A 17,149-nucleotide genomic window follows, 5' to 3' on the forward strand; every position below is an offset into this window, starting at 1 on the left:
CCCAATCCGTATAAAAGAATCACTAACAGGAGTTGCCATGAATTTTACCTTAAGCAGCAAAGCCCTGGACACCATCAGCGCTGACTGTCTTGTACTGGCGTTACCGCAAAAAGGCGAATGGCCCGCCAGCACCAACGCGGCAGACAAGGCTCTGGATGGTCTGATTGGCAAGCTGCAAAGCGCCGGCGACATCAATGGCAAAAACGCATCGGTACAGACTGTTCCGCTGACCGACAGCCATTGGCAGCGCCTGTGCATTGTCGGCACCGGCGATGACGACAGCCGCACACCGGCCAACTATCGCAAAGCTTTAATTGCTGCGGTAACCGTTCTGAAAGACGGCCCCTCAAAACATGCCATTGTGGCCCTGGCTGACACCCAGCTAACCGGCGACAGCGCAACGACCTCTGAAGAAGCTCGCTTGAGCCTGATCGGCCGCAGCCTGGAAGAGCACCTGTACACGTTTGACCAGTATAAGAGCGAGCAGCCTGCTGCGCGCAAGCTGAATAAAGTAACCGTAACCGCCTCTGCTGGCGGCAAAGCCGAGAAGGACGCCTTTAACCTGGGCTTGGCCACCGGCCGCGGTATGAACTTTACCCGCGACCTGGGCAATACACCGCCTAACATTTGCCACCCAGTCTGGCTGGCCGAACAGGCTGTAAAACTGGCGAAAGATCACGACTGCATCAAGACCGAAATTCTTGACGAAAACCAGATGGCTGACCTGGGCATGAACACCATTCTGGCCGTGGGCAAAGGCAGCAGCCAGCCATCGCGCTTTATTATCATGGAATACCGCGGCGGCAACGCCAAAGACAAACCCCACGTGTTGGTAGGTAAAGGTATCACCTTCGACAGCGGCGGCATTAGCATCAAGCCCGGCGAAGGCATGGACGAGATGAAATACGACATGGGCGGCTCGGCCGCGGTGTTCGGCGCCATGCAGGTTATCGCTGAAATTAAGCCAAAACTCAACGTGGTGGCCGTCATCGCAGCCGCTGAAAACATGCCCGACGGCAGCGCCAGCCGCCCCGGCGACATTGTTACCACCATGTCTGGCCAGACCGTTGAAATACTCAACACCGACGCCGAAGGCCGTCTGGTACTGTGCGACGCCCTGACCTACGTGAAGCGATTTGACCCGGCTGCGGTTATTGATCTGGCCACGCTCACCGGCGCCTGCATCATCGCCTTGGGCCACCACGCCACCGGCTTATTGGCCAACAACGATGACCTGGCTAACGAACTGCTGGCCGCCGGCGACCGCGCCAACGACAAAGCCTGGCGCCTGCCACTGTGGGAAGAGTACCAGAGCCAGCTCGATAGCAACTTTGCGGATATGGCAAACATCGGCGGACGTCCCGCCGGCACCATCACCGCGGCCTGTTTCCTGGCCCGCTACGCCAAAGATTACCGCTGGGCCCACCTGGACATCGCGGGTACTGCGTGGCATTCCGGCAAAGCCAAAGGCTCTTCAGGCCGCCCGGTACCCATGCTGGTCGAATACCTGATGTCTCATGCCGGCAAATAAGCCGCCTGCTGTGCACACTACGGAAACCGGCAGCGCTGCTGCCGGTGCTCCCTCACCGGAGATTGGGCAGGAAGATAAAAACCAGCGCTACTGGTTCCATATCCTGCGCCAGGACACCCCCGCCGCACGCAATCTGCACGCCGCCAAACTGGTTAACAAAGCCTGGCAGCAAGGGGACCGCGTGGGCATTGTGTGCGACACCCTCGAACACGCTCAAGAACTGGACGACCTGCTGTGGAACTTCAGCCCGGATGCCTTCATTCCCCACAGTGTAATTTCCGAAGCCAACACGCCCTGCAAAGACCCCGTCGGCATCCTGCTGCACCCGCCCGCCGCCGAAGACTGGGATACCGTAATCATCCTCTGCACTGAATTGCCGGCTCACGCCGATCAATTTAAGCGCTTGGCATTGATAGCTCAGAATGATCCGGTGGTTTTGGATCAGGCCCGCGCGCACTTTAAACAGTTAAGGGCTTTGGGGATTGAGGCAAGAGTTCACGACCAGCGGCAGGGTTGAACCTGGCGGACTTAACCCAAGATATCGCGCCGCCTCCGCAGCCACACATCTGTTATAATTAAGTGAGAAGCGCTCACAGGATGAACAATATGGCAGCTAAACCGCCAGAGAACTCAACCATTCAAAAGCTCCGCGAGTTACTCACCCATTTCCCCAATATCCGGGTTGCGGCTCTTTTTGGCTCCATGGCTCTGGGCAAAGAGCGGCCAGACAGCGACATTGATGTAGCCGTACAGGCCAACAAAGCGCTGGTAGCAAATGAGCGCATCGCCCTAACCGAGGCCATAGCCCTGGCTTTTAATCGGCCTGTAGACTTGATTGACTTGCGTACTGCAGGCCAGCCCCTTCTGGACCAAATCGTGAGTAGTGGCATACAAGTGGTAGGAAAAAGACACCTGTGGGGCGACCTGATATACCGGAACATTATGGAAAACGAAGATTTTGTACCCTACCAAAAACGCATACTCGAAGGGCGGCGACACACATGGATGAACAACTCGTAGCTCAGAAACTGGAATCGCTTCGGCGTTGCATCCAGCGTGTGGAATTAAAGCTTCCTGACAACGTGGAAACACTACTGACAGACCTTGATGCGCAAGACATCGTCTCATTGAACCTCACCCGCGCCGTGCAAATGAGCGTAGACATCGCCTCCCACTGGCTCGCCGGACATAGCGAATCAACCGCACCCAAAACTATGGGGCAGGCATTCGACGCTCTTGCCAACTCCGGCGTAATTGAGCACGATCTTGCTATCAGAATGCGAAAATCGGTTGGCTTCCGAAACGTGATGGTTCACAACTACGATGATGTGAATTGGGAAATCGTGTTTGCAATTTGCCAGTACCACCTGGGTGATTTCAGAGCGTTTGCCAAGGTGTTTTCAGATCTTATTGAGTAACGTTGGCTGCTCAAACTGGCCTGGCCTCGCTGATTACCGATGCCCTAAACCGAGGAGGAAGGTCACTAGGTATCAGAAGGTCCACTTGAACATCCAGCAGCACTCAATCTGCACGCCCTGAAAAGACCCCGTCGGCATTCCGCTGCACCCGCCAGCCGCCGAAGACTGGGATACCGTGATTATTCTCTGCACTGAACTACCGTCTCACGCCGACCAATTTAAGCGCTTGGCATTGATTGCTCAGAATGATTCGGTGGTTTTGGTTCAGGCCCGGTCCCACTTCAAACAGTTACATGCATTGGGCATTGAGGCACGAGTTCACGACCAAAGACAACTTTGAGCACAGGGCGGCGCAGAACCGCCCACTGACTTTCACGTTATTTTTTTGATCTCACTTTTGATCCAGTCAAGTAACTTTCTAAATCGATCCGTTTCAGCAAAGCTGGACGCACAAACCAACCAATAACCTGACCGCATACGGATTGATGGCCCTACCATCTTGAGGTAACCAGCCTCGACATCTCCTTCGAGGAGAAGAGTTCGACCCAAGCCTACACCCATTCCGCCAATAACCGCCTGAAGCATCAAGTCGGCGCGATCAAATTGATAGTCGGGATTAAAACCGTCCCTTCTCGAACCAATGGTGGAAAAATAGTAATCCCAGCTAAAATCAGTCTCATCGATTTCACCACGACGATCACCAAGAAAAACAGTTTCTGGCTTTTCCAGAAGTCCTGCATCACTGACTCCATCACCAAGGTAGCCTGGACTAGCCACTGGCTGCATCCAGCAATGGGTAAGGTACGACGAATGTAAACCAGGATAAGGGCCTGGCCCAAATCGGATCGCAGCATCGGCGTCGTTTATCAAGAAATCAACGGTTTCCTCCTGCACGTCTAAGGACAGCTTCAGATTCAGTGCGTGCGCATTCGGCAAAGCCGGAATTAACCACTTCATTGCCAGTGAAGATGACAGAGAAAGCCGGATTAAGTCGGTTGATCGGCTGTGCTCAAGCTTATCAAGCGCTGTATCCCAGCTCGCCATACTATCAATCGCCGCATGACACAGAATTTCTCCGATTTCGGTTAATCGCAGCCTGCGCGTGGTGCGATCAAATAGAGTATGACCCAGCGCATCTTCCAATGATCTGATTCTGTGACTTACCGCCGACTGGTCCACACCCAGCCGCTCAGCTGCTTTCGTAAAGCTTAATTTTTCCCCGATCGCAGCGAGCATTGGGGAAGAATTAACGAGTTTGGTGAGGGTTTCCTTTCGATCCGTATTAATGAGAATTTCTCATGCGCATATGAGTTCCAATTTCAGGATAATCGCCATAAGTTAGGCGTATGAGTACTACCGAAGTCATCAGTATTGGAGATTAACATGAACTATTCTACAATCGCGGTTAAAACGATCGAAGCCCACATTATCAAAGGATTTGTGACAGACGGCATGGGCGGCAACCCTGCCGGCGTCGTGCTCGACGCCGGCGAACTTAACGAAGCAGAAATGCTTTCTATCGCCGCAAAAATAGGGCTTTCTGAAACGGCTTTCGTTTCATCATCGGATACAGAGGGCTTTAAACTCGACTTCTTTACACCCAACCGTCGAATTGCCCATTGCGGTCACGCAACCATTGCAACATTTTCCTATCTTGCAGAACTTGGGCGTATTGCTGAAGGAGAAACATCAAAAGAAACCGTTGATGGCCCACGCAAAATATTAATCAAAGACGGTGCTGCCTATATGGAGCAGTTGGCACCTAAATATCGCATGCCCGACGACTGGACAAAAGATGCCGTAACGGTTGCTCAAGTCCTACAATCTCTGGGATTGACTGAGAACGATCTGGACATCAGCATCAGCCCCATGCAAGTGAACACTGGAAACAGCTTTATTGTTGTTGGAGTAAAGGATGGAGCAACGCTGCGTAGCGTAAAACCTGACTTCGACCTCATCTCGGTCATCAGTGAAAAACTGGACCTTATCGGGTACTACATATTCACAACCGATAACCATGCAACCGAAAAAGACGCGACAACTCGAATGTTCGCACCGCGTTATGCCATTAGCGAGGAGTCGGCTACGGGCATGGCTGCGGGGCCTCTCGCTTGCGTCCTCCACGATCACCTACACATTAACAAACGTACGTTTTTAATCGAACAGGGCAAATTCATGGAGCCAGTATCACCCAGTCTGATCACGGTGGAACTTTCCGTCGAAAATGAAAAAATTCAGGGTCTGATGGCGGGCGGGCACGGCAAGGTTTCGAGAAGTCTCAATATCGATTATTAGAGTCTGGCGGAATATAAAACCGCCGAAGTGCGACAAGCCTGCCGATCTCGCATCGAGCAGCTACGTGCTCTGGGTATTGAGGCGCGGATGTATAATCAGCGGTGCAACTAAAACAGGGATGTTTACAGACGGTTTTGCGATCTTTTTCAGATATGCCAGTCTAAGCACTCTCATGGCCCGACCGTGGGCGACCATGTATAATCGAACGCCTAAAATCTTCCCCTCGAATTCATCAATACGGTCACCAGCAAAACCCATGGAAAAAACCTACCAGCCAGAAAACATCGAGCGCCAGTGGTACGACAACTGGGAATCTAAAGGCTACTTCCGCCCCAGCGGTGAAGGCGAGTCTTACAGCATCGCCATTCCGCCGCCGAATGTGACCGGCAGCCTGCACATGGGCCATGCTTTCCAGCACACCATTATGGACACCCTCACCCGCTACAAGCGCATGCAGGGCCATAACACACTATGGCAGGTAGGCAGTGACCACGCCGGTATTGCCACCCAGATGGTGGTTGAACGCAAACTGGCGGCGGAAGAAGGCAAAACCCGCCACGATCTGGGCCGCGACGAGTTCATTAAGCGGATATGGGAATGGAAGGAAGAGTCTGGCGGCACCATTACCGACCAAATGCGCCGGCTGGGTAACTCGGTGGATTGGGACACTGAGCGTTTTACGATGGACGACGGTTTCTATAAGGCCGTGCAGGAAGTGTTCGTGCGCCTTTACGAAGACGGCCTGGTATATCGCGGCAAGCGCCTGGTTAACTGGGACACAAAGCTGCACACCGCGATTTCCGATCTGGAAGTGGAAAACAAAGAAGAGAAAGGTTTTTTCTGGCACCTGCGCTATCCGCTGGCTGACGGTGCCACTACGCAGGATGGTAAAGACTATCTGGTTGTTGCCACCACCCGCCCGGAAACCATGCTGGGTGATACTGCCGTAGCCGTTCATCCGGACGACGAGCGCTATCAGCATTTGATTGGCAAGTTCGTGATGCTGCCGCTGGTGAATCGCCGCATTCCGGTGATTGCCGACCATCACGCCGACCCGGAAAAAGGGTCCGGTTGCGTGAAGATTACCCCGGCGCACGATTTTAATGACTACGCCGTGGGCAAACGCAACAACCTGCCGATGATGAACGTGCTAACACAGGACGCCAACATTCGTCCGCAAGCCGAAGTATTTAACAGCGACGGCACTGAAAATACCGATCTGGACGCTTCCCTGCCCGCCGCCTACGCCGGGCTGACTCGGGAAGACGCGCGCAAGCAGATTGTGGCCGATATGGATGCTGCTGGCCTGGTTCAGCTGGTGGAAGACCACGTATTGAGCGTGCCCCGTGGGGACCGTTCCGGCCTGATCATCGAGCCGATGCTGACGGATCAATGGTTTGCCGATGCCAAAACTCTGGCCAAGCCGGCGATTGAAGCGGTTGAAGACGGTCGCATCCAGTTTGTACCCAAACAATACGAGAACATGTACTTCTCCTGGATGCGCGACATTCAGGACTGGTGTATCTCCCGCCAGCTGTGGTGGGGCCACCGGATTCCGGCCTGGTACGACGCCGAGGGCAACATCTACGTGGGCCGCAGTGAAGACGAGGTGCGCCAGAAGCACGGTCTGGTAGCCGATTTTTCGCTAAAACAGGACGATGACGTTCTGGACACCTGGTTCAGCTCTGCCCTTTGGACATTCGGCACTCTGGGCTGGCCGGAGATCACCGAACGGCTGAAGACCTTTCATCCGACAGACGTTCTGGTGACAGGCTTTGACATCATTTTCTTCTGGGTTGCGCGGATGATCATGATGACCACGCACTTCATGAAAAATGAAGACGGCACCCCCCAGGTTCCGTTCAAAACCGTTTACGTTACCGGTCTGATCCGCGACGAAAATGGCGAAAAAATGTCAAAATCCAAAGGCAACGTGATTGACCCGCTGGATATGATCGACGGCATCGACCTGGCGCCGCTGTTGGAAAAGCGCACCGGCAACCTGATGCAGCCGAAGCTGGCCAAGAAAATTGCCAAACAGACCGAAAAAGAATTCCCTGAAGGTATCTCGGCCCACGGCACAGATGCCCTGCGTTTCACTCTGGCGGCCATGGCCACCACCGGCCGTGACATCAACTGGGACATGAAGCGTCTGGAAGGCTACCGCAACTTCTGCAACAAGCTGTGGAACGCCGCCCGTTACGTGCTGATGAACACCGAAGGCGAGGACTGTGGCGTGAACGGTGAGCCGGTGGCACTGTCGTTGGCCGACCGCTGGATTATCAGCGCTTTGCAGCAGTGCGAGCAGGATGTGGCCCGCCATTTGGACCAGTACCGCTTTGATCTGGCCTCACAGGCGCTGTACGAGTTTATCTGGAACGAATACTGCGACTGGTATCTGGAGCTGTCGAAGCCGTCACTGAGTGACGACAGCGCCAGTGCTGAAGCCAAGCGTGGCACCCGCCGTACACTGGTACGTGTGCTGGAAACGGTTTTGCGTCTTGCCCACCCGATTATGCCCTTCATCACCGAGGAAATCTGGCAGCGCATTGCGCCGCTCGCAGGCAAATCCGGTGACAGCATTATGCTGCAGCCGTTCCCGCAGGCGGATAACAGCCGCCAAGATGATCAGGCGGTTACGGATATTGAATGGCTGAAGGGCGTGATTGTGGCGGTGCGTAATATTCGCGGCGAGATGAATATTTCCCCGGCAAAGAAGATTCCAATTCTATTCCGTGGCAACAGCGCCGAAGGCCAGCGGCGGATGCATGAAAACCGCCAATTCTTGAGCTCGCTGGCGAAGCTGGAAAGTCTGGAGTGGTTTGAGGGCGACAAGGCGCCCATGAGCGCCACGCAACTGGTAGGCGATATGGAAGTGCTGGTGCCCATGGCCGGCCTGATTGATAAGGATGCAGAGCTTAAGCGACTGGATAAAGAGCTGGAGCGCCTGGGCAAAGAGATTGGCCGGTTGGAAGGCAAGCTGGGTAATGAGAAGTTTACCGCCAAGGCACCGGCGGAAGTTGTTGCCAAGGAGCAGGAGAAGCTCACCGAGTTTCAGAGCAATTTGGCTCGCTTGCAGCGGCAGCGTGCTGACATTGAGGCCATGTAGGCATGACTGCGGGAGTTAAGCGTTTCAGGGATGGCGGGCAGATCGCCATTCTTGGAGCGGGTTCAATGGGGCGGCTATGGGCCGCCCTTTTGCCGTCTTCGCATTGTGGGTTTTTGCCTCGGCTCTCGGGGAATACTTCTGAACTTGAGCTTGGGGGGAACTTCAGTCGTCAGGAAGGCCTTCCCGAAACACGCTGTGAATACGTCCTTGTACGCTCTGCTCCGCCATCCATGGCTGCGCAAGGTTTCGGCAAGGCCGGCCTGACGGCTTCGCCGAGCGCCGGTGATGCGCGTACTTCTGTACGCCTGCCGTGGCTTCATTCGGCTGCTGGTGTCGAATTACTACTAGTAACCACTAAAGCTGGCGATACACTTCCGGCTTTAGAGGGTTGGCTGCCGCATATTGCCGAGGACACACCTATTGTTCTTTTCCAGAACGGTCTGGGCAGCCAGCAAGCGGTAGCCGAACGCTGGCCGGATCGACCGATTTTGGCGGCCAGTTCCACCGAGGGGGCCAATCGACCAGAGCCGGATGTGTTGGTGCATGCCGGAGTCGGTGACACCTGGGTGGGCCCGCTTACGGACTCTGCCTCTGCCACTACTGAATCAGTGGTTCAGCGGCTGGCACAATCCGGATTACAGGTACATGCCGAAAACAGTATTGTGCCGCGACTGTGGCAAAAGCTGATGGTCAACGCCGGAATTAATGCGTTTACCGCACTACTGGACTGCCCGAATGGCGCCATAGTGGACGCGCCGCTGTATCGGCAGACGATTGACGGGCTATGCACCGAAATCACTGCTTTACTGCAGGCCGATACCGGTGAGCGTGCTACCCCGCAAGCGCTGCGGGAGCGGATTGAGGCGATCGCCAAAAGCACGGCCCGTAACACCTCGTCGATGCGTGCGGATGCAAACGCAGGGCGTAAAACCGAGATCGATTTTATAAATGGTTACCTTGTGCAGTGCGGGCAGCGACACGGGATTGCCACACCGGTAAACCAAATGTTGGTTCAGCGAGTAAAATCTCTTTAGAATTTCAACCAATCGGGCTAGCGTTTTAACCAATTAGGAGAGTTCCATGGGCAACCGCCTGTCAAAAATCTACACCCGCACCGGAGACGATGGCTCTACCGGTCTGGCCGATGGTAACCGCATTGCCAAGAGCGCCCAGCGCGTTGAGGCCATGGGTACGGCGGATGAACTGAACTGTCACATGGGCCTGCTGGTTGAGATGCTGGACAGCGATGATACGCTGTTTGAGCCCATGCGCCGCATTCAGCATCACCTGTTTGACCTGGGTGGTGAATTTGCGATTCCAGGTAGCATCGTCATCAGCGAGCAGCACATCACCTGGCTGGAAGGCTTGTTGGACGACTTAAACGAGCCGTTACCACCATTGAAAAACTTCATTCTGCCCGGTGGAAGCCCAGCCGCGGCTCAGTGTCACATGGCCCGCGCTGTGTGCCGTCGTGCCGAGCGCGTTGTGGTAGCTCTCAGTCATGAAGACTCTATTAATCCGCTGGCGCGACAGTATTTAAACCGCTTGTCTGATTTGTTATTTGTTGCCTCACGCGTGCTGGCACGGCGCGAGGGCGCGGAGGAAATTCTGTGGGAACAGAAGAAGGCCAGCCGCGATGAACTGTCCCCGAAGAAATAGCACCCTGGAAACAGCACCGCGTTTACAGGATTTTGTGCTCGCGCAGCTGCTCCAGTGCAGCTGCCACTTGACCGCCCTGCGCTGGCAAATTCGCCAGCGTTAAAATCAGGTCGCTGTGGCCAGTGTCGGTGTCGGTCAGCACCAGCAGTCCGTTGGCTTTGAGTGCCAGAGCCAACGGTGCTTTAAAGCCTTCGCTGTATTGCAGATTGTCGTGCTGCAGCGTTGCTACGGCACGGCCGTTATCGAACAGCACTTTTTCCAGAGTGTAAATAAGCGTACGAGCAGCGTCTGCTTCGCCTTTTACGTACACCACCGCGGCCTGCTGGCCAAATCGCCGGGCTTTTTGCGCTGTCGTTACCTGTGGGGTGTGATGCAGCGTTTGGCCTTGCTGCTGCACGCTGGGCAGAATCATACCCGCTGCCACTGTGGTGTGAGTTAAGCGATCCACCACAATAAACGAACCGGTGCCGCGGAATTCCTTGTAGTTATCCGCCACCACTGGCTGCTCCAATGTCAGTTCGCAACGGCCGATTTCGTTCAGCGCCAGAGTACTCGCCTCGGTCTGCTGCAGCGAATTCACATCGATCTGGTGGCGAACGGCGGTAACGGCGCCAGCCACGCGGCCGGTGAGCAATTGTATGTCGTAGGTTTTACCCTGTACCAACGTTTGTTCAGCCATCCAGACCAGCGTGGCATCAAAGCGATCCGTCGTCTGCGGCAGCTTTTTGCTGTGCACCAGAATGTCGCCTCGGGAAATATCAACCTCATCTTCCAGCGTCAAGGTCACCGACATCGGCGGGAAGGCTTCGCTCAGCTCGCCGTCGTAAGTCACGATGGATTTCACTCTTGATGACTTACCGGACGGCAACACCGTTACGTCGTCACCCGGGCGAACCACACCAGCGGTCAGGGTGCCGCAGTAACCGCGGAAGTCCCGGTTGGGGCGGTTCACGTACTGCACAGGAAAACGCAGCGTGTCGAAGTTCTGGTCGCGGACAATTTCCACGCTTTCCAACGTTTCCATCAGCGTCTGCCCCCGATACCAGGGCATGAACTCTGAACGATTGACCACGTTGTCGCCTTTTAGCGCCGACAAAGGCACAAACTGGATGTCTGGCAAGTCCAGCTGACTGGAAAACGCCAGATAATCAGCCTTGATCTGCTCGTAGCGTTCCTCGCTGTAATCCACCAAATCCATTTTGTTGATCGCTACTACCGTATGCTTCAGCCCCAGCAGCGACACAATGAAACTGTGGCGGCGGGTTTGCACCTGCACGCCGTGGCGGGCGTCAATCAAAATAATGGCCAGGTCGCAGGTAGAGGCGCCAGTGGCCATATTGCGAGTGTACTGTTCGTGGCCCGGGGTGTCGGCGATGATGAATTTACGCCGGGCGGTCGAGAAATAACGATAGGCCACATCAATGGTAATGCCCTGCTCGCGCTCGGCCTGCAAGCCGTCCACCAGCAACGCCAAATCCAGCTCGTCACCGGCATTACCCATCCGTGCGCTGTCGTTGTGGATCGCCTCCAGCTGGTCTTCATAAATCATTTTGGAGTCGTGCAGTAGCCGTCCAATCAGGGTGGATTTGCCGTCGTCTACGCTGCCGCACGTTAAAAAACGCAGCAGTTCCTTGTTTTCGTGCTGGTGCAGATAGGCTTCGATATCATCGGCAATCAAGTCAGACTGGTGGCTCATTAAAAGTATCCTTCCATTTTTTTCTTTTCCATAGAGCCCGCTCCATCGCGATCTATCGCCCGCCCCTGACGCTCGGAGGTTCGTGTTAACAGCATTTCCTGGATAATCTCCTGCAACGTATCGGCGTCGGAATCCACCGCCCCGGTTAACGGGTAACAACCCAGAGTGCGGAACCTGACCTTACGCAGTTCCGGCTCTTCGCCCGGGTTCAGAGGCAGGCGCTCATCGTCCACCATGATCATCATGCCATCGCGGATAACCACTGGCCGCAGGGCTGCAAAGTACAAAGGCACAATCGGAATGCTTTCCAGAAAGATGTATTGCCAGATATCCAGTTCTGTCCAATTAGACAGCGGAAATACGCGAATGCTTTCGCCCTTGTTGATGCGGGTGTTGAACAGATTCCACAGCTCCGGCCGCTGATTTTTCGGGTCCCAGCGGTGATGCTTGTCGCGGAATGAGAACACTCGCTCTTTGGCGCGGGATTTTTCCTCATCACGGCGGGCACCGCCGAAAGCGGCGTCAAAGCCATACTTGTTCAACGCCTGCTTCAGGCTCTGGGTTTTCATTATGTCGGTATGCGTGGCCGAGCCGTGGGAAAAAGGCCCGACCCCCATGTCTACGCCCTCCTGATTGATGTGCACCAGCAGCTCCATGCCCGACTGCGTGGCCATGCGGTCGCGAAATTCAATCATTTCACGGAATTTCCAGGTGGTGTCTACGTGCAACAACGGAAACGGCGGGGTGCCCGGGAAAAACGCTTTGCGGGCAAGGTGAAGCATGACCGCCGAGTCTTTTCCCACCGAGTACAGCATCACCGGATTGTCAAACTCCGCAGCGACTTCACGAATAATCTGGAGGCTTTCAGCTTCCAGCTGCTTCAGGTGGGTAAGACGGCGTTCTGGCAAAGAAGTCATTAACGGCGGCCTGCGTAAATCGACGGTTTAGAAGGCCGGCGGATACCACCGGCTGGATGAGCCATGCAGTATCACAAAGGAAAATAAGATTTTAAAAGAATAAATAAACGTTTGTTTATTCTTTTTTAGAATAATGAAAGTCTCATCAACGTGAGCTTTATATTCGATATATGAATATCAAAATCCATAAATATCATTATAAAGAATAAAGAGCATTGCGTATGATAACTGCAGAAACTTACACAAGTCGGTGAAACAGTCATGTATCAGTACAATCAGATTGACCAGACACTGGTCGACGAACGGGTGGAGCAATTTCGCGACCAGACCCGCCGGTTTCTGAACGGCGAACTGCCGGAGGATGAGTTTTCTGCGCTACGGCTGATGAACGGCCTTTACATTCAGCGCCAGGCTCCCATGCTGCGTGTGGCTGTCCCTTACGGACTTTTATCATCAACCCAGATGCGCAAGCTGGCCCACGTTGCCCGCACTTACGACCGCGGCTATGGCCACTTCACCACTCGCACCAACATTCAGTTCAACTGGCCAGAGTTAGCTGCGGTACCAGATATTCTGGCGGAGCTGGCGCAGGTGCAGATGCACGCCATTCAAACCTCGGGCAACTGCATTCGTAACACCACCACCGATCCCTACGCCGGTGTAGCGGCAAACGAACTTGAAGACCCGCGCCCCTACTGCGAAATTATCCGCCAGTGGTCCACCCTGCATCCGGAATTTGCTTACCTGCCGCGGAAATTCAAAATTGCCGTCACCGGCGCAACGGAAGATCGCGCAGCCTCCCAGGTGCACGATATTGGCCTGCAAATGGTGCAAAACGCCGATGGCGAAATAGGCTTTGAAGTACTGGTCGGCGGTGGACTGGGCCGCACGCCCATCATCGGCAAGAGCATTCGTAAGTTCCTGCCCAAACAGCATCTGTTGTCGTATCTGGACGCCATCTTGCGGGTGTACAACCTCAAAGGCCGCCGCGACAACAAGTATAAGGCGCGCATCAAGATTTTGGTGGAGGCTCTGGGCCCCGACGAATTCCGCCGCATGGTCGAGGAAGAATGGACCCATACCCGCGATGGAGAGCTGACAGTCACCGATGCCGAATTTGCCCGAGCCAGATCGTTTTTTACCCTACCTGATTACGACGCCAGCGCCGCCGCTGATACATCTTTAAGTGCTTCGCTGGCAGCCGATATCGAGTTCAACGCCTGGTACCGCCACAACACTGTGGCTCACCGCGTTGATGGTTACCGCGTTGCCATTGTTTCTCTGAAGCCGTACCTGAAAGCCCCTGGCGACATCACCGACATTCAGATGGATGCGGTCGCAGACCTGGCCGATCGTTACAGCTTTGGCGAAATTCGCGCCACCCACCACCAGAACCTGGTGCTGACCGACGTGCGCGAGAGTGACCTTTACGCTGTATGGCAGGCGTTGGCGGCGAATAATCTGGCGCGTTCCAACATTGGCACGCTGACCGACATGATTGTGTGCCCGGGGTTCGATTTTTGCTCGCTGGCTAACGCTCGCACGTTGAACATTTCGGACCAGATCAATCAGCATTTTGACGATATGGATCATCTGTACGATCTGGGCGAAATCCGACTGAACATGTCTGGTTGCATCAACGCTTGTGCCCATCACCACGTCGCCGACATCGGCATTCTGGGCGTGGATAAAAAGGGCGAAGACTGGTATCAGATTTCACTCGGCGGGTCCTCCAAAGAAGACGCACGCCTAGGCAAGATTCTAGGAAGGTCGGTACCGGCGAGCGACGTTGCTCTCACCGTGGAAAAAATTCTGGCCGTGTACGTTGACCAGCGCGGCGAAGACGAATCGTTTGCGCAGGTAGTGCAACGTGTGGGCATCAAACCCTTTAAGGAACGTGTGTATGCCACTGCTCATTAACCAGCGCATTGTGACCGAAGACCCCTGGCAATTACTTGGTCAGGCGGCTCTCGACGAGGGTTCATTATTACCCGAAAATGGGCCTGTTGCTGTGCCCCTCGTTTGGTATCGGCAACACCGGGAAGCGCTGCAGCAGCGCAACAGCCCGCTGGGCGTGATCGTAAATGGCGATGATGACCTGGCGGCGCTTTACGCCGACCACAGCCAACTCGACCTGATTGCCGTCGAATTCCCAACGTTTCGCGATGGCCGCGGATTCAGCATCGCCCGCCAGTTGGTGCGTAGCGGTTTTAATCGGCAAATTCGAGCTCTGGGCCATGTTACCCGCGATCGCCTGGCGCTGATGCAAAGCTCCGGATTCAACGCCTTTGCCATCAATGACGAGCGCTTCCAAACCGATCATCTTCAGGCATTTTCCGAGATCAGCGTGAATTATCAGGGTACGGCGGCGGATCCGCGGCCGGCTTTCAGTCAAAGGACATCGACACCATGACGTTTAATGTGGCTTCGGCCAACCAACAGCTTGCCAGTAACCGGCCCCAAGAAATCATAACGTGGGCCTTAACGCAGGCGCGCAATCCGGTCGTCACGACCAACTTCGGTCCTTACGAGGCCGTGATCCTGCACATGGCCGTTCAAGCCCGGCCGGACATTCAGGTGATATGGATTGACTCGGGGTACAACACCTCTGCAACCTATCGCTTTGCAGAAAAACTGATTGCCCAGCTGAAGCTGAATGTGCGCACGTTTATACCGCAGCAAACCGCTGCCCGGCGCAATGTGCTGATGCAGGGCATACCCGAGATTGACCAGCCGCTGCACGAGGAATTTACCCGCCAGGTGAAGCTGGAGCCCTTTGCTCGGGCACTGGCAGAAATTCAGCCGGATGTGTGGTTTAACGCCATCCGCAAAGACCAAACCGACTTTCGCCAATCGCTGGACATCGTCTCCACCAGCAAAAGCGGCATTGTGAAGGTAGCGCCTTTATTCAATCTGACCAGCGCCGATCTGGATGCCTACCTGGCCGCGCACCAGTTGCCCGACGAACACGATTATTTCGATCCCACCAAAGCTCTGGAAACCCGCGAGTGCGGGTTACACACCAGGCTCTGATACTGCTCACTCCGGGAGGCTGCCGTGGATTTTTTACCGCTGTTTTTTAATTTGAACGATCGCCAGGTGTTGCTGGTGGGCGGTGGTGATATTGCCCTGCGCAAGGCTCGCCTGCTCAAACGCGCAGGTGTTGGCCTGACCGTGGTTTCCCACGCCGTCGATGACGAACTTCGGGCTCTGCTGGCCGATGACCGAGACGAGATCATTTTGGGGGATTATCACAGCGACCTGCTGGAGGGAAAAACTCTGGTGGTCGCCGCCACCGACGACGCCAAATTGCACATTCAGGTTCACGCCGAGGCCGTAGCGCGAAATATTCCCATCAACGTGGTAGACACGCCAAAGCTGTGTAGCTTCATATTTCCGGCCATAGTCGACCGCTCGCCAATTGTGATTGGCATCACCTCCGGCGGGCAGTCACCGGTGCTGGCCCGGCTGCTACGAGCACGGCTGGAAACTCTGATCCCCAAAGGCTACAGCAGCCTGGGTGGCTTGGTCGGGCGCTTTCGCGATCGAGTTAAAGCGCGTTTCAATTCGCTGAATGACCGTCGTCAATTTTGGGAAAACGTGCTGGAAGGACAAATTGCGGAAAAGGTGTTTTCCGGTCGCCATGACGAAGCGGAATCCATGCTGGTGTCGGCCATCAACCGGGGCGACGCCGGCCATAAAACCGGTGAGGTGTATCTGGTTGGTGCTGGCCCGGGTGATCCGGAGCTGCTGACGTTTAAGGCTCTGCGTCTGATGCAGCAGGCTGACGTGGTGTTTTACGACAATCTGGTATCGCCAGAGGTGCTGGATTTGTGCCGGCGCGACGCCGATCTGATTTACGTCGGCAAGCGTCGCGATCATCACACGGTGCCCCAAGACGACATTAACGCCCTGTTGGTAAAACACGCCAAACTGGGGCGGCGGGTGGTGCGGCTTAAAGGCGGTGATCCGTTTATTTTCGGACGCGGCGGTGAAGAACTGGAAGAGCTAAAAGCCCATGGCATACCGTTCCAGGTGGTACCGGGCATTACCGCCGCCAGCGCTTGTTCGACCTACGCCGGCATTCCACTGACCCACCGGGGCTATGCCCAGTCAGTCAAGTTTGTTACCGGCCAGTTAAAAAATCGACAACAAGACCTTGATTACAAAGAACTGATACAGCCCAATCAAACGGTCGTGTTCTATATGGGACTGCACACACTGCCGCAACTCAGTGCCGGCCTGATGGCTCATGGCCGGGCGCCGGATACACCGATTGCCATTGTCTCCCGCGGTACCGCAGTCGACCAGAAAGTGCTGATTGGTACTTTAGCCGATATCGCCGCCAAACAGGAGCAGGCGCAACTGCCGGCGCCCGCGTTGATTATTGTGGGTAACGTAGTACGCCTTTACAAAAAGCTGGCTTGGTTTGGTGAGACTGCGCCCAGCGACAACATCACCCACGCCCTGGGCATGGTGCGCAGCGAGGCCAAGTTTACTGAGGCGAACGTGGCCTGAGCCACT

General features: G+C 55.1%; 14 protein-coding genes and 2 pseudogenes. 13 read left to right on the forward strand and 3 right to left on the reverse strand.

The window, feature by feature from the left end; translation table 11 throughout:
• The first annotated feature begins 37 nt into the window (after positions 1-37).
• The 5 genes and pseudogenes from MIH18_RS04505 to MIH18_RS04525 form a co-directional block, all read left to right on the forward strand.
• Complete coding sequence (locus MIH18_RS04505; RefSeq protein ID WP_249008409.1) at positions 38-1,531, forward strand: leucyl aminopeptidase; 1,494 nt, start codon at positions 38-40, stop codon at positions 1,529-1,531.
• On the forward strand, positions 1,518-2,048 hold the full coding sequence (locus MIH18_RS04510) for a DNA polymerase III subunit chi (RefSeq protein ID WP_249008408.1): 531 nt from the start codon (positions 1,518-1,520) through the stop codon (positions 2,046-2,048). The genes MIH18_RS04505 and MIH18_RS04510 overlap by 14 nt, the downstream gene beginning before the upstream one ends.
• 89 nt (positions 2,049-2,137) lie before the next feature.
• Positions 2,138-2,551 carry a nucleotidyltransferase domain-containing protein gene (locus MIH18_RS04515; RefSeq protein ID WP_249008407.1) on the forward strand — a complete coding sequence of 138 codons (414 nt, stop codon included), beginning with the start codon at positions 2,138-2,140 and terminating at the stop codon, positions 2,549-2,551.
• Complete coding sequence (locus MIH18_RS04520; RefSeq protein ID WP_249008406.1) at positions 2,533-2,949, forward strand: HepT-like ribonuclease domain-containing protein; 417 nt, start codon at positions 2,533-2,535, stop codon at positions 2,947-2,949. The genes MIH18_RS04515 and MIH18_RS04520 overlap by 19 nt, the downstream gene beginning before the upstream one ends.
• A 112-nt stretch (positions 2,950-3,061) precedes the next feature.
• Positions 3,062-3,289 (forward strand): annotated as a pseudogene (locus MIH18_RS04525) (DNA polymerase III subunit chi); the annotation flags it as partial.
• A gap of 32 nt (positions 3,290-3,321) precedes the next feature.
• Here the strand turns inward: MIH18_RS04525 and MIH18_RS04530 are convergent.
• Positions 3,322-4,185, reverse strand: a complete 864-nt coding sequence (locus MIH18_RS04530; RefSeq protein WP_249014046.1) for a LysR family transcriptional regulator — start codon at positions 4,183-4,185, stop codon at positions 3,322-3,324.
• A gap of 147 nt (positions 4,186-4,332) precedes the next feature.
• Here MIH18_RS04530 and MIH18_RS04535 point away from each other — a divergent pair, with 147 nt between their 5' ends.
• From MIH18_RS04535 to MIH18_RS04550, 4 genes are all read left to right on the forward strand, one after another.
• A complete protein-coding gene (locus MIH18_RS04535) occupies positions 4,333-5,244 on the forward strand; it encodes a PhzF family phenazine biosynthesis protein (RefSeq protein WP_249008404.1) in 912 nt (303 codons plus the stop codon).
• A 256-nt stretch (positions 5,245-5,500) separates the two neighbouring features.
• Positions 5,501-8,353 (forward strand): valine--tRNA ligase, encoded by a 2,853-nt coding sequence (locus MIH18_RS04540; RefSeq protein ID WP_249008403.1) that lies wholly within the window; start codon positions 5,501-5,503, stop codon positions 8,351-8,353.
• A gap of 2 nt (positions 8,354-8,355) precedes the next feature.
• Positions 8,356-9,387: a 2-dehydropantoate 2-reductase gene (locus MIH18_RS04545; protein WP_249014047.1), complete on the forward strand. Its 1,032-nt coding sequence runs from the start codon at positions 8,356-8,358 to the stop codon at positions 9,385-9,387.
• Between the two features lie 46 nt (positions 9,388-9,433).
• Positions 9,434-10,012, forward strand: coding sequence for a cob(I)yrinic acid a,c-diamide adenosyltransferase (locus MIH18_RS04550; protein WP_249008401.1), 579 nt, complete (start codon positions 9,434-9,436; stop codon positions 10,010-10,012).
• Between the two features lie 196 nt (positions 10,013-10,208).
• On the opposite strand, the pseudogene cysN reads toward MIH18_RS04550, so the two are convergent.
• Positions 10,209-11,708: pseudogene (gene cysN, locus MIH18_RS04555) on the reverse strand (sulfate adenylyltransferase subunit CysN); the annotation flags it as partial.
• On the reverse strand, positions 11,708-12,625 hold the full coding sequence (gene cysD, locus MIH18_RS04560) for a sulfate adenylyltransferase subunit CysD (protein ID WP_249008399.1): 918 nt from the start codon (positions 12,623-12,625) through the stop codon (positions 11,708-11,710). The pseudogene cysN and the gene cysD, both read right to left, overlap by 1 nt.
• A gap of 261 nt (positions 12,626-12,886) precedes the next feature.
• Between cysD and MIH18_RS04565 the strand changes: the two genes are divergently transcribed.
• Genes MIH18_RS04565 through cysG form a run of 4 tightly spaced genes read left to right on the forward strand, consistent with a single transcriptional unit; the run spans position 12,887 to position 17,143 of the window.
• Positions 12,887-14,545, forward strand: coding sequence for a nitrite/sulfite reductase (locus MIH18_RS04565; protein WP_249008398.1), 1,659 nt, complete (start codon positions 12,887-12,889; stop codon positions 14,543-14,545).
• On the forward strand, positions 14,529-15,038 hold the full coding sequence (locus MIH18_RS04570) for a DUF934 domain-containing protein (protein ID WP_249008397.1): 510 nt from the start codon (positions 14,529-14,531) through the stop codon (positions 15,036-15,038). The genes MIH18_RS04565 and MIH18_RS04570 overlap by 17 nt, the downstream gene beginning before the upstream one ends.
• A complete protein-coding gene (locus tag MIH18_RS04575; RefSeq protein WP_249008396.1) occupies positions 15,035-15,658 on the forward strand; it encodes a phosphoadenosine phosphosulfate reductase family protein in 624 nt (207 codons plus the stop codon). The genes MIH18_RS04570 and MIH18_RS04575 overlap by 4 nt, the downstream gene beginning before the upstream one ends.
• 24 nt (positions 15,659-15,682) lie before the next feature.
• Positions 15,683-17,143 carry a siroheme synthase CysG gene (gene cysG, locus MIH18_RS04580; protein WP_249008395.1) on the forward strand — a complete coding sequence of 487 codons (1,461 nt, stop codon included), beginning with the start codon at positions 15,683-15,685 and terminating at the stop codon, positions 17,141-17,143.
• Positions 17,144-17,149: the final 6 nt, after the last annotated feature.

The sequence above is a fragment of the Marinobacter sp. M3C genome (assembly GCF_023311895.1).
In the GTDB taxonomy this organism is placed as follows: Bacteria; Pseudomonadota; Gammaproteobacteria; order Pseudomonadales; family Oleiphilaceae; genus Marinobacter.